We start from the raw sequence: 12,789 nt of genomic DNA, 5'->3' as shown, positions 1-12,789 counted from the left end.
AATTCATTAAAATTTAAGATTATAAAGGTTTATTTTAGCCCTTCGTCTAAAAACGGCTAATGCAATTTTCAGAATCTTTAATCAACTGGTATTCAATCAATAAGAGAAGTCTTCCGTGGAGGGAAACTAAAGACCCTTATTCTATTTGGCTTTCAGAAATTATTTTGCAGCAAACACAGGTTAAACAGGGGTTACCTTATTATGAAGCTTTTTTAAGTGAATTCCCTACTGTCTTTCAATTGGCATCGGCAGATGAGAGCAAAGTGTTAAAGCTTTGGCAAGGGTTAGGATATTATTCACGCGCCAGAAATTTACATGCTGCCGCAAAATACATTGTTAATGAATTAAATGGTAGGTTCCCAAGCACCTATAAAGAACTGTTAACTTTGAAAGGTGTGGGTGATTATACCGCTAGTGCCATTGCTTCTATTTGTTTTAATGAATCAGCAGCTGTAGTTGATGGTAATGTGTATAGAGTGCTGTCTCGGTATTATGGCATAGATATACCTATTAATTCATCAAAAGGAACTAAAGAATTTAAAACTTTAGCTCAGGAACTAATTGATAAAAAAGATCCAGCCAATTTCAATCAAGCTATTATGGAATTTGGTGCGGTGCAATGTAAACCACATAGTCCGGATTGTACAATATGTCCTTTTAAAGATTCTTGTGAGGCATTTAATAAAAATTTAATTAATCAATTACCCGTCAAGATTAAATCCGCTAAAGCGAAAAAGAAATATTTCAATTTCTTGGTTTTTATTTCTGGAGATGGAAAAACCATTTTAGAGAAACGAGAAGGAAAGGGTATTTGGCAGAATTTATATCAATTCCCTTTAATGGAAACAGAAGCTGAAATGGATTTTGATGCCTTTAAAAGGCAAATTGAAGCTCATGAATTTGCTAAAGACATGCCTTTTGAGTTGTCTCTTTACAATGAAAAAAGTGTTGTTCATAAATTATCGCATCAACATTTATATACTAAGTTTTGGATTGTTAATGTTGAAAGCCTTAAGACTGAAGGAGTTTCAATTGAGAAAGTAGATCAATTTGCGGTCCCAATTTTAATTGGCAACTTTATTGAAGCTTTTAGTTTTTAGCTCAAAAGAATTGCTAATCATATTTTTTTATTAATTTTAAAAATGAGTTACAATTAAGTAATTTTGCATACATAAATAATTAAAGCTATGTCAGGAACATTAAATAAAGTAATGCTAATAGGGCATTTAGGAGATGAGGTGAAAATGCATTATTTTGAAGGAGGAGGATGCATTGGAAGATTCCCTTTAGCAACAAACGAAACCTATACTAACAAACAAACTAATGAACGTGTTACCAATACAGAGTGGCACAATATTGTTGTTAGAAATAAAGGCGCTGAAATTTGCGAAAAGTACTTAAGTAAAGGCGATAAAGTTTATATTGAAGGGCGTTTAAAAACACGTAAATGGCAAGATGATAACGGAAATGAACGCTATTCTACAGAAATTCAGTGTAACGATTTTACTTTTTTATCTACAAGAAAAGAAAGTGAGAATAACGCTGCTTCTAGTAAACCGGCGCCAGCTCAAAATCCTGTTGCAAACAATCAACAGCCTGCTGCAAGTGAACCTGTTCAAGACGATGACCTTCCGTTTTAAAGAATTAATGAGCCTTTTTTACGGCTTTTGTTTAACTAAAACCAAAGTATTTGGACCCTGACCCTTCCAGTTTTGTAAGCCTATTCATTACAATTGATTTTTCAGTTGTTTCTGGTTTTGTATTGCTGATTATACTTTTAATTTGTTCTGCGCTTATTTCTGGTGCCGAAGTGGCGCTTTTCTCGCTGAGTAAAAATGATATTGAAATAGGTTTAGAGGAAAAGTCTAAACGCTTGCAATTAGTTTCAAAACTATTAGACAGACCTAAAAAGCTATTGGCAACTATTCTTGTTGCGAATAATTTTATAAATATTGCTACGGTTATTTTATTTGCTTATTTGGGCGATTTTATTTTTGGAAATATTTCAGATCCAACAGTGAAGTTTATTATTGAAGTAATTGTAATTACCTTTTTAATCTTGCTTTTTGGTGAAATATTACCCAAGATTTATGCTAGCAGAAACAATGTAAAGTTTGCTTCTTTTATGGCGTATCCGCTTAAGGTTTTAGATGTGGTTTTTTCTCCCGTTAGTTTACCAATGCAAAGTGTAACCTTGGCTATCCATAATAAATTAGGTAGACGTAAATCTAATTTGAGTGTAGATCAATTATCACAAGCATTAGAGCTTACAAGTGAAGAAGATACAACTAAAGAGGAGCATAAGATTTTACAGGGCATTGTGTCATTTGGAAATACCGATACTAAACAAGTTATGCGTCCGCGCATTGATATTTTTGCCTTAAATGTAGAGCAAAAATATGCAGAAATTATGCCTGAAATAATTGCAAAAGGGTATTCAAGAATTCCAGTTTTTGAAGATAACATTGATCAAATTAAAGGGATACTTTATGTAAAAGATTTGTTACCTCATATAAATAAGAAACAATTTAATTGGGTAAAATTGATTAGAGAACCATTTTTTGTTCCAGAGAATAAAAAGTTGGACGATTTAATGGCTGAATTCCAAGATAAAAAAGTGCATTTAGCAGTTGTTGTTGATGAATATGGAGGAACCTCTGGTTTGATTTCTTTAGAAGATATTATTGAAGAAATTGTAGGCGATATTAGTGATGAGTTTGATGATGAAGATTTGCAATACTCTAAATTAGATGAGAACAACTATGTGTTTGAAGGGAAAACAGCTTTAAAAGATATTTATAGAATAACCAAAATTGAAGACGAAGATCTTTTTGAAGAAAATAAAGGTGAAGCCGAGACCATTGCTGGTTTTGTTTTAGAAATATCTGGAAGCTTTCCGAAATTGAATAGTAAAATAAATTTCAAAAATTACGTTTTTACTATTGAAGCTTTAGACCGAAAAAGAATTAAACTTGTAAAATTCACTATTACCTAATGAGTCGTTATTTTTTACTTTTCCTGGTTATTGTTTGTGTTTCTTGTGGTGAAGATTATAAGCCAAAGCCTAAAGCTTTTTTAAGGTTAGATTACCCAGAAGCAAAATATGTGAAGTCTAATTTTAAAGTGCCTTTTTCGTTTGAAACCAATTTATTAGCTGAAAATATTTCTTTAAAAGAAATGAAAGCTCCAACAAAGAGCTATGGTATTAATATAGAATACCAAACACTAAAGGGAACTATTTTTTTAACCTATAAAGCGGTTGAAGGCAATAAAAAAAACTTGCAGAATTTTCTGCGTGATGCTCAGAAATTCACTTTAGAACATACTAAAAAAGCCGATGAGATTCCGGTTACACCATATGAAAATGCAGAGCATAAAGTTTATGGTACTTTGTCTGAAGTGAAGGGTAATGTCGCGTCCCCTGCACAGTTTTATGTAACGGATAGTGTGAATCATTTTTTAACAGGTTCTTTATACTTTTATGCGAGACCTAATTATGATTCAATTTTACCGGCAGCAAATTATCTTCAAAAAGATATTATGCATATTATGGAAACCCTTAGGTGGAAATAAAAAAGCTTCCCTTAAAAAGAGAAGCTTTATTTCTAATAAAAACTCGTTAAGCTTTTTGTGCGCAACAGGCCTTTTTACAATCTTCTGCACATGCTTTTTTCTCTACTTCGGTTTTATCTGCACAACATTCTTTTTTACAGTCATCAGCACATTTCTTTCCTGTCGAAAAATCATCAACAGATTTCATATCACTAACTTTATAAATGTCGGCAACTTTAGTTACGGTTTCTTCTAAAGAAGTTGTAGTTACTTTAGCATCATTATATTCAACCATAGCTAGTTTTCTGTCAAAATCTACCTTAGCAGACTTTACGCCTTCCATTTTTGCTATTTTCTTTTCAATGGTCTTAGCACAACCAATTTCACAGGTCATACCATCAATTTTAAATTCAGCTTTTGTGTAGTTAGCGTTTGGGTCTAAAGTTTTTGAAGTTTCAGAAGCAACGTCAACCGTCTTAACTTCTGGTTTTACTTCATTTTTGCAATTAAGAGTTATTAGAACCATTATTGCAAGGGCCATAATATTTTTTAATGTTTTCATTATGATAGAAATTTAAAAGGATAAACAATTTACTAATACAGCGTTAATAATCAAAGGACTTAAGAATTAATTAACACCTTATGCAATTGCAAAATTACTAAATAAAGCTGTGTATTGAATTAAAAATACGCACTTTTGTGTATGCAAAATTTGTATAGGTATGGGAAGAAATATTAAATGGGTTTACCTAATTGTACTTTCATTAATTTGGGGTAGCTCATTCATACTTATTAAAAAGGGGTTGGTAGGTTTGACTCCAATGCAGTTAGGAGCCATCAGAATCATATTCACAGGAACATTTCTGTTCATTATAGGGTTTAAAAGAGTAAAAGAAATTCGTATTAAAGAATGGAAAGGGATTATTCTAACCGGACTATTGGGGACTTTTTTCCCTGCATTTCTTTTTGCTTTTGCAGAAACGGAAATAGATAGCTCCATTGCTTCTATATTAAACTCTTTAGTGCCGTTAAATACCATAATAATTGGTTTTTTGATTTTTAAAATGAAATCAAGTAAGCGACAGGTTTTGGGAGTATTTGTTGGATTGATTGGAACCATAATGCTAATTATGAATGGGGCTACATTAAACCCAAATCAAAATTATCTTTATGCTTCTTTAGTAATTATAGCTACATTCATGTATGCTGCCAGTACAAATATTATAAAGCAACATTTACAGCATGTAAAAGCATTAACGATTGCCGTTGGCAATTTTGTAGTTATCATGATTCCGGCAATTATAGTTTTAATAAGTACAGGGTTTTTTAAAGAAGAAACACTTACTAACGAACATTTAAAACCAGCATTACTGTATATGCTGCTCTTGTCGTTATTTGGAACAGCAGTGGCAAAAGTGTTATTTAATAAATTGGTACAAGTATCTACACCAGTTTTTGCTGTTTCTGTTACTTATTTAATGCCAATTGTAGCTGTTTTTTGGGGGGTTTTAGATGGAGAACGTTTTGGGTTTTGGCAGGGATTTGCAACTATTATAATTCTTATTGGGGTGTATTTAGCACATAAAAAGAAGGGATAACGATCTGAAATTTTAGAGTTAAATTGTTGATTCTCATAATTTTTCACGAAATTTAAGAACCTAACACCTCTAGAAAAGATGAAAACACTATCACTTCCAGTCAGATTTGGCCTTGTAACAAGTGCTGTTTTAATAGCATATTTTTTAATCTTATCCTTGTTCAATAAACACATAAATCCTGCTTTTAGTTTTTTTAATGCACTCATCACTGGTTTTGGTGTATATGAAGCGGTAAGATTAAGTAAGTTTCAATTATCTGATTCGTTTTCTTATGGAGAAGGGTTTAAAACAGGCATGATTACAGGGTTTGTTGCAACTCTATTATTCACTGCTTTCTTTTTATTTTATTCCACTGAGGTAAATCCTGATTTTTTGCCTGAATTGATGCAAACTTTTAATGGTAAATTTAAAGTTGATATAGGTATGGTGACTTTTGTTGTAGCCGTTATGGGGTTGGCAACAACCGTAGTAGCTACCTTAGCAGTCATGCAGCTTTTTAAGAACAGCAGAAATATTTCTCAAAATAAATAAAACGTTTGTAGTTTAATTATTTAGCAGTATATTTGCACCCGCCTTTGAGGAATCAAAGGTGTTTGTTTAATAGAATTAATTAATAAAAACGTTACGCTATGTACGCAATTGTAGAGATAGCAGGGCATCAATTCAAAGTTGAAAAAGACCAAAAAGTTTTTGTTAACCGTTTACAAACAGAAGAAGGAAAGAAAGTAGCTTTCGATAATGTTCTTCTTGTTGCAGATGGTGACAATGTAACTGTAGGCGCCCCGGCTATAGACGGCGCTCAAGTAGGAGCAAAAGTCGTTAAGCACCTTAAAGGTGATAAAGTAATCGTCTTCAAAAAGAAAAGACGTAAAGGTTACCGTGTAAAAAATGGTCACCGTCAAGCTTTAACAGAAATAGTAATTGAAAGTATTGCTGCTTCAGGAGCTAAAAAAGCTGCACCAGCTAAAGCTGCTGCTAAGAAAGAAGCACCTAAAGCTGAGGCACCAAAAGCAGAAGCTAAACCAGCTGAAGTTACTCAAGATTTAAGCAAATTAACTGTTGCTGAATTAAAAGAATTGGCTAAAGCAAAAGGAGTTACTGGGATTTCTTCAATGAAGAAAGCCGATTTAATTGCTGCATTAAGTTAGTATAACAATATAAAATCGAAATAAAATGGCACATAAAAAAGGAGTCGGAAGTTCGAAAAACGGTAGAGAATCAGAATCGAAACGCTTAGGTGTTAAGATTTTTGGTGGTCAAGCTGCAATTGCAGGAAACATTATCGTAAGACAAAGAGGAAATACACATCACCCAGGTGAGAACGTATATTCTTCTAAAGATCATACATTACATGCCAGAGTAGATGGTATTGTAAAATTCACAAAAAAGAAAGACAATAAATCTTATGTATCCATTGAGCCATTTGATGCTTAAGATTAAGGTTTAATGATATTAAAAAAGCCCTTTCTGGAAACAGAAAGGGCTTTTTTGTTGAAAACAGGTTTTGCTTGCAGAAGGTTATTGTTTCCTAGTTGCACACTATATTATGCTTGCTGCCGTTTAAAGTTTTATGAATAAATCTTTAGCGACATTTTTTTATTTGTTATCTGTATAAGTTTTGGGCAATCAAAACCGAGAACTATACATGTGTTTGTTGCACTTTGTGATTCTGCGTTATGGATTGAACGGTCTGTTTGAGCTCCCAGACGAAGGAGGGAGCGAGTAGTGAAATATTTATATTCATGAATACATTAATTAGTAATTTTAACACAATTAGTAAAGCCTGACCTGAAAGGGTAACCCCCAAATAAAAAACCCCAAACATTTCTGTTTGGGATTTCATCTGATATTCTAAAAATCTAGGAATCTAAGAAGTCTAGATTAATATCTATAATGCTCTGGCTTGTATGGGCCTTTAACTGTAACACCAATGTATTCCGCTTGGTCTTCACGCAATTCTGTTAACTCAACACCTATTTTAGCTAAGTGTAGTTTTGCTACTTTTTCGTCTAATGCTTTAGGCAACATATACACATCGTTTTTGTAAGCATCGGCATTATTCCAAAGTTCAATTTGTGCTAAAGTTTGGTTTGTAAATGAGTTACTCATTACAAAACTTGGGTGACCTGTTGCACAACCTAGGTTTACTAAACGACCTTCGGCAAGTATAATAATATCTTTTCCGTTGATTGTGTATTTATCTACCTGAGGCTTGATAGTGTTTTTGGTATGACCATGGTTTTCGTTTAACCAAGCCATATCAATTTCGTTATCAAAATGCCCGATGTTACAAACTATAGCCTTGTCTTTTAAAGCTTCAAAATGACGTCCTTGTACAATATCCTTATTTCCTGTGGTTGTAATAACAATATCTGTATTGCCAATTACAGTTTCCAGTTTTTTAACTTCAAAACCATCCATAGCAGCTTGTAAAGCACATATTGGGTCTATTTCTGTAATGGTAACGATACTTCCTGCGCCTTTAAAAGACGCTGCCGTACCTTTACCAACATCGCCATAACCACAAACCGTAACACGTTTTCCTGCCAACATAATATCAGTGGCACGACGTATTGCATCTACAGCACTTTCTTTACAACCGTATTTGTTGTCGAATTTAGATTTTGTGACAGAATCATTTACATTAATTGCAGGCATTGGGAGTGTTCCATTTTTTACACGTTCATAAAGCCTGTGAACACCTGTAGTAGTTTCTTCAGATAAACCGTTAATTCCTGCAGCTAATTCTGGATATTTGTCTAAAACCATATTGGTTAAATCACCTCCATCATCCAAAATCATGTTTAACGGTTGTCTGTTTTCACCAAAAAATAAAGTTTGTTCTATACACCAATCAAATTCTTCTTCAGTCATGTCTTTCCAAGCATAAACAGCAGTTCCTGCAGCAGCAATAGCTGCGGCAGCTTGATCTTGTGTAGAGAAGATGTTACAAGAACTCCAAGTTACCTCGGCACCTAAAGCTTGCAAAGTTTCAATTAACACTGCTGTTTGAATAGTCATATGTAAACAACCAGCAATACGTGCTCCTTTTAAAGGTTGGGACTCCTTGTATTCTTCACGAAGACTCATTAACCCAGGCATTTCTGCTTCGGCTAATTCAATCTCTTTTCTTCCCCAATCGGATAGTGAAATATCTTTTACTTTATTCGCAACGTAAGGAATTGTTTTTGTGCTCATATCAATTTTTCTTTTTGTTTTAAAACCTAAACTTGATTGTGATTAGTGCCTAAAATACTTAAATTCGCTAATCAAAATATTAAATTCGCTTAAGGCGGTGCAAAGATAACCAATAACTTTCAGAATATTAAATGCCTCTTTATAAAACCATTATCCCCAACTCACAAACTTGTGTTAAAATCTGGAAGATTTCTGAGTCGTACAAAGAACTTATGAAACCTTTAGCTTTAACTGTAGCAAGTCAAGAACGTGTTGAAGATATGAAAAGCGAAATGCACCAGCGAGGTTTTTTAAGTGTGAGACATTTGTTGCGAGAATTCGGTTATCAGGATTCTGATTTGTTTTATGATGAATGTGGAAAACCACATTTAAAAGATGGTAAACAGATTTCAATAACACATTCCTTTAATTTTTCAGCAGTTATTATTAGTGATTTAATTGTTGGGATTGATGTTGAAAAACAACGAGATAAAATAACAATCATTGCTCATAAGTTTATTGATTACGAAAATGATTATTTAAACGAAGAAGCATCCGATTATATAAAAAAATTAACCCTACTTTGGTGCATTAAAGAATCATTATACAAGCTTTTTGCAACCCCAGGGTTGAGTTTTAAAGATCATTGTTTGGTGATTCCGTTTAACATTGAAGATCAGGAAACCACTGCATGGATTGATTATAAAAACAAGAAGTATCGATACAGCATTCAATTTTTAGAATTTGAAGGGTTTTCATGTGCTTATGCAATTGCTTAAATGGATACAATTTATAACAACATACTATCATCCGTTTTAAATGGAAAGAAGCTTCTGGCGGTTTTGATTGACCCAGATAAGATGACTATTGAAAAAGTTGGAGCTTTTATTTCAAAATTGAATCAATCTATTACTACTCATGTTTTTGTTGGAGGGAGTACGGTTGATGAAAATTCAACAGACCTTTTAGTTGAGGAAATAAAAAGCCATACTAAGCTTCCTGTTATATTGTTTCCTGGTGATGTGTATCAGATAACAGATAAAGCAGATGCAATTTTGTTTTTGTCACTTATTTCAGGCAGGAATTCTGAGTATTTAATAGGGAAACATATTGATTCAGTTTCAAAATTGAAGAAGACAAATCTTGAGGTGATTTCAACAGGGTATATTTTGATTGAAAGTGGAAAAGAATCAGCAGTTGAAAGAGTAACAGGAACTAGCCCTATGCCAAGAAATAGTATTCAGAAAATTGTTGATACAGCTAAAGCAGGTGAGCTTTTAGGTATGAAATTGATATATTTGGAAGCAGGCAGTGGTGCTCTTAATTCAATTTCGAATAAGATAATTGTTGAAGCAAAAAAAGAATTAAAAATACCTCTTATAGTTGGAGGAGGAATAAGAACAAAAGAGGATCTAGATGAGGCTTACAAAAGCGGTGCAGACCTAGTTGTTATTGGTACTGCTTTTGAGGAGGATGAATCGTTTTTTAAAGAGATAAAAAAATAATATGAAAATATCAGTAGAATTAACACTAACACCATTGCATGACGATTTTGAACCTGCAATTATTCATTTTATAAAAAAACTTAGAGCCTCCAACTTAAATGTTTTGGAGAACCCTTTAAGTACACAGGTTTATGGTGATTATGATGAGGTAATGAATCTGTTAACTTCAGAAATAAAAGAGGCTTTTGATTTAATAGATAGGGGTTTGTTGCACATGAAAATCGTAAAATCTGATAGACACGATTATGAGCCTCATTTTTGAATTTTTCTTCGAGCAGTATTCGGGGTATGAAACTATAGATATAGCTTTAGAGTCTATAGCAATAATTTTCGGGTTCCTCTCAGTTTGGTATTCCAAGCAAAACAAAGTTTTAGTATTCCCAACTGGAATGATTAGTACCATCATATTTGTATACCTACTTTTAAAATGGGAACTTCTTGGGGATATGATGATAAACGGATACTATTTTATAATGAGTGTTTATGGCTGGTTTGTGTGGACTAGAAAAGTAGATGAAACCCATGTAACCCCAATTTCAAGAAGTACCAAAAAGGAAAACGTAGCCAGTGTTTTTATTTTCTTTGCAACTTTATTGTTCGTGTTTATAGTATACAAAACCTTTGATAAATGGACGAGCTGGGTGGCTTATATTGATACCATAACCACGGCAATATTCTTTGTTGGAATGTGGTTAATGGCAAGACGAAAAATTGAAAATTGGATTTACTGGATAGTAGGTGATATTATTTCAGTGCCACTTTATTTTTATAAAGGATTTACGCTCACAAGCCTTCAGTATTTAGTATTTACAATTATAGCTATATTTGGATATTTAGCATGGAAAAAGACCTTAAACAGCAACCAGCAAACTGCATAAAAATAGTTTTGTTTGGTCCAGAGTCTACAGGCAAAACAACTTTGTCTAGGCAACTTGCCAGACATTATAATTCAGTTTGGGTGCCTGAGTATGCACGTGAGTATCTTCAAAATAAATGGAATAACGAACGTAAAACTTGTGAACAGAAAGATTTATTACCCATTGCAAAGGGTCAAATGAGACTTGAAAATGATTTGGCAAAAAAAGCAGATTCCATTTTAATTTGTGATACAGATCTTTTGGAAACCAAAGTTTATTCGGAAGCATATTACGCAGGGAAATGTGATCCATTTCTAGAGAAATACGCCATAGAAAACACTTACGATTTGTATTTTTTAACCTATATTGATACACCTTGGGAAGCGGATGATTTACGCGATAAACCAAATGAAAGAACACGTATGTTTAAGGCTTTTCAAGATGAATTAATAAAGCAAAATAGGCCTTATATTCTACTTAAAGGAAATATGAAAGAAAGATTGGAAGAAGCTGTTAAGCAGATTGATAATCTATTAAATAAAAAGTAATGTTTACAGAAAAAGATATTCAACACATACATAATAAGGGTATTACTATAGATCAAGTAAACTCTCAAATACAACGTTTAAAGAACGGCATGTCATATTCTAAATTGTTGGCGGCTGCAACTATTGGAAGGGGTATTGAGCGTTTCTCTGAAGCTGAATCACAAGAACTTATTCAACTTTTTGATGGTAAAAAGAATAATCTTGAAATTGTAAAATTTGTTCCAGCTTCTGGTGCAGCAACTAGGATGTTTAAATTTTTGTTCCAGTTTCTTAAAAATTTTAATCCGAATAAAAGCACATTAAAGCAATTCATTGAACGGCATAATGATAATTTGTTGGAAATCTTTTTTGAAGATTTGGAAGCGTTCCCGTTTTATAATGAAGTAATCAATTATATAAGAGGTTTAAATCTGGATTATGATAAGTTGTCTATTGGTGAAAAATCTTTGGCTTTTGTAAGAGCTATGGTAGATGATGATGCTTTAAATTATGGTTTTTTCCCAAAAGGATTATTGCCCTTTCATAAGTATGAAGATGAACCAGTTTCTGCTTTCAGAGAGCATTTATTAGAATCTACTATTTACGCTAGTTCAAATAATAAGGCTAATCTTCATTTTACAGTTTCAGAAAAGCATCATGATTTTTTTAAGAAAGAATTTGGAAAAATAAGTAACGAATTACAAAAGGAAACAGATGTGGCTTTTAATGTTTCTTATTCTTATCAAAAGGAAGAAACTGAGACCTTAGCATTGAATACAGATAATTCTATATACAGAAAAGAAGATGGATCTATATTGTTCAGGCCTGCTGGTCATGGAGCTCTATTAGAAAACTTAAATGAATTAGATTATGATCTTCTTTTTATAAAGAACATTGATAATATTGCTGTAGCCGAAAAGAACAGTTCAATTTCAGAATATAAAAAATTGCTTGCAGGAGTTCTACTCAATATTCAAGAAAAGATATTTGCCTATTTGAATAAACTAGATAAGAATGATTGTGATACTGAAGATTTCAAAATCATGGCCTTGTTTTTAATTCATAGGTTGAACGTATCTATATCGCAAGATTTTGATGCATTTAGTTCTGAAGGAAAAGCAACTTATTTAAAAGAAAAATTCAATAGACCTTTAAGAGTTTGCGGCATGGTTAAAAATGAAGGGCAACCTGGTGGAGGTCCATTTTGGGTTAAAGATGATCATGGTAATGTCTCGCTTCAAATAGTGGAATTTGCTCAAATTAATTTCAGTGATAAAGAGCAACAGGCAATAGTTTATAAAGCAACTCATTTTAATCCCACAGATTTAGTTTGTGGAGTAAGAAATTATAAAGGAGAGAAATTCAATCTTAAAAAGTACGTAGATCCTGATGCGGCTTTTATAACCATGAAAACTCAAAATGGAACTGATATTAAAGCTCTAGAACTTCCTGGGCTCTGGAATGGTAGTATGGCATATTGGAATTCAGTTTTTGTTGAAGTGCCCTTGGAAACATTTAATCCGGTAAAAACAGTGAATGATTTGCTTAATCCGGCTCATCAGGTAAAGTAATG

General features: G+C 32.9%; 16 protein-coding genes. 14 read left to right on the top strand and 2 right to left on the bottom strand.

The window, feature by feature from the left end; translation table 11 throughout:
* Nucleotides 1-59: 59 nt before the first annotated feature.
* The 4 genes from mutY to gldD all read left to right on the top strand — a co-directional run bounded on the left by mutY (nt 60) and on the right by gldD (nt 3,573).
* On the top strand, nt 60-1,100 hold the full coding sequence (gene mutY / locus FUA22_RS09875; RefSeq protein ID WP_147767837.1) for an A/G-specific adenine glycosylase: 1,041 nt from the start codon (nt 60-62) through the stop codon (nt 1,098-1,100).
* An 87-nt stretch (nt 1,101-1,187) separates the two neighbouring features.
* Entirely contained in the window at nt 1,188-1,640 is a 453-nt protein-coding gene (locus tag FUA22_RS09870) for a single-stranded DNA-binding protein (protein WP_147767835.1), read from the top strand.
* Nucleotides 1,641-1,690: 50 nt separating this feature from the next.
* Nucleotides 1,691-2,995, top strand: a complete 1,305-nt coding sequence (locus FUA22_RS09865) for a gliding motility-associated protein GldE (protein WP_147767833.1) — start codon at nt 1,691-1,693, stop codon at nt 2,993-2,995.
* Nucleotides 2,995-3,573 carry a gliding motility lipoprotein GldD gene (gldD, locus tag FUA22_RS09860; protein WP_147767831.1) on the top strand — a complete coding sequence of 193 codons (579 nt, stop codon included), beginning with the start codon at nt 2,995-2,997 and terminating at the stop codon, nt 3,571-3,573. The genes FUA22_RS09865 and gldD overlap by 1 nt, the downstream gene beginning before the upstream one ends.
* A 46-nt stretch (nt 3,574-3,619) precedes the next feature.
* Here the strand turns inward: gldD and FUA22_RS09855 are convergent, their stop codons facing one another.
* Nucleotides 3,620-4,114: a heavy-metal-associated domain-containing protein gene (locus tag FUA22_RS09855; protein WP_147767829.1), complete on the bottom strand. Its 495-nt coding sequence runs from the start codon at nt 4,112-4,114 to the stop codon at nt 3,620-3,622.
* 160 nt (nt 4,115-4,274) lie between these two features.
* Here FUA22_RS09855 and FUA22_RS09850 point away from each other — a divergent pair, with 160 nt between their 5' ends.
* The 4 genes from FUA22_RS09850 to rpmA all read left to right on the top strand — a co-directional run bounded on the left by FUA22_RS09850 (nt 4,275) and on the right by rpmA (nt 6,584).
* Nucleotides 4,275-5,150, top strand: coding sequence for a DMT family transporter (locus FUA22_RS09850; protein WP_147767827.1), 876 nt, complete (start codon nt 4,275-4,277; stop codon nt 5,148-5,150).
* 78 nt (nt 5,151-5,228) lie between these two features.
* Nucleotides 5,229-5,681, top strand: coding sequence for a DUF4199 domain-containing protein (locus tag FUA22_RS09845; protein WP_147767825.1), 453 nt, complete (start codon nt 5,229-5,231; stop codon nt 5,679-5,681).
* A gap of 98 nt (nt 5,682-5,779) precedes the next feature.
* Nucleotides 5,780-6,298: a 50S ribosomal protein L21 gene (gene rplU, locus FUA22_RS09840; RefSeq protein WP_147767823.1), complete on the top strand. Its 519-nt coding sequence runs from the start codon at nt 5,780-5,782 to the stop codon at nt 6,296-6,298.
* 25 nt (nt 6,299-6,323) lie between these two features.
* Nucleotides 6,324-6,584, top strand: a complete 261-nt coding sequence (rpmA, locus tag FUA22_RS09835; RefSeq protein WP_147767821.1) for a 50S ribosomal protein L27 — start codon at nt 6,324-6,326, stop codon at nt 6,582-6,584.
* Between the two features lie 447 nt (nt 6,585-7,031).
* Here the strand turns inward: rpmA and ahcY are convergent, their stop codons facing one another.
* Nucleotides 7,032-8,348, bottom strand: coding sequence for an adenosylhomocysteinase (gene ahcY, locus FUA22_RS09830; RefSeq protein ID WP_147767819.1), 1,317 nt, complete (start codon nt 8,346-8,348; stop codon nt 7,032-7,034).
* 131 nt (nt 8,349-8,479) lie between these two features.
* Between ahcY and FUA22_RS09825 the strand changes: the two genes are divergently transcribed.
* The 6 genes from FUA22_RS09825 to FUA22_RS09800 are packed head-to-tail and all read left to right on the top strand — an operon-like array spanning nt 8,480 to nt 12,787.
* Entirely contained in the window at nt 8,480-9,106 is a 627-nt protein-coding gene (locus tag FUA22_RS09825) for a 4'-phosphopantetheinyl transferase family protein (protein WP_147767816.1), read from the top strand.
* A complete protein-coding gene (locus tag FUA22_RS09820; RefSeq protein WP_147767814.1) occupies nt 9,107-9,832 on the top strand; it encodes a phosphoglycerol geranylgeranyltransferase in 726 nt (241 codons plus the stop codon).
* Nucleotide 9,833: 1 nt separating this feature from the next.
* Complete coding sequence (locus tag FUA22_RS09815) at nt 9,834-10,094, top strand: thiamine-binding protein (protein WP_147767812.1); 261 nt, start codon at nt 9,834-9,836, stop codon at nt 10,092-10,094.
* The gene (gene pnuC / locus FUA22_RS09810; RefSeq protein WP_147767810.1) at nt 10,078-10,710 is read left to right on the top strand and encodes a nicotinamide riboside transporter PnuC; all 633 of its coding nucleotides are present in this window, start codon (nt 10,078-10,080) and stop codon (nt 10,708-10,710) included. The genes FUA22_RS09815 and pnuC overlap by 17 nt, the downstream gene beginning before the upstream one ends.
* Entirely contained in the window at nt 10,671-11,237 is a 567-nt protein-coding gene (locus FUA22_RS09805; RefSeq protein ID WP_147767808.1) for an AAA family ATPase, read from the top strand. Before pnuC ends, FUA22_RS09805 begins: the two co-directional genes overlap by 40 nt.
* Nucleotides 11,237-12,787: a DUF4301 family protein gene (locus tag FUA22_RS09800; RefSeq protein ID WP_147767806.1), complete on the top strand. Its 1,551-nt coding sequence runs from the start codon at nt 11,237-11,239 to the stop codon at nt 12,785-12,787. The genes FUA22_RS09805 and FUA22_RS09800 overlap by 1 nt, the downstream gene beginning before the upstream one ends.
* The last annotated feature ends 2 nt before the right edge of the window (nt 12,788-12,789 follow it).

Origin of the sequence: Seonamhaeicola maritimus (assembly GCF_008056315.1) — a bacterium.
Lineage (GTDB): Bacteria > Bacteroidota > Bacteroidia > Flavobacteriales > Flavobacteriaceae > Seonamhaeicola > Seonamhaeicola maritimus.
This window is presented reverse-complemented; position numbering and strand designations above follow the sequence as displayed.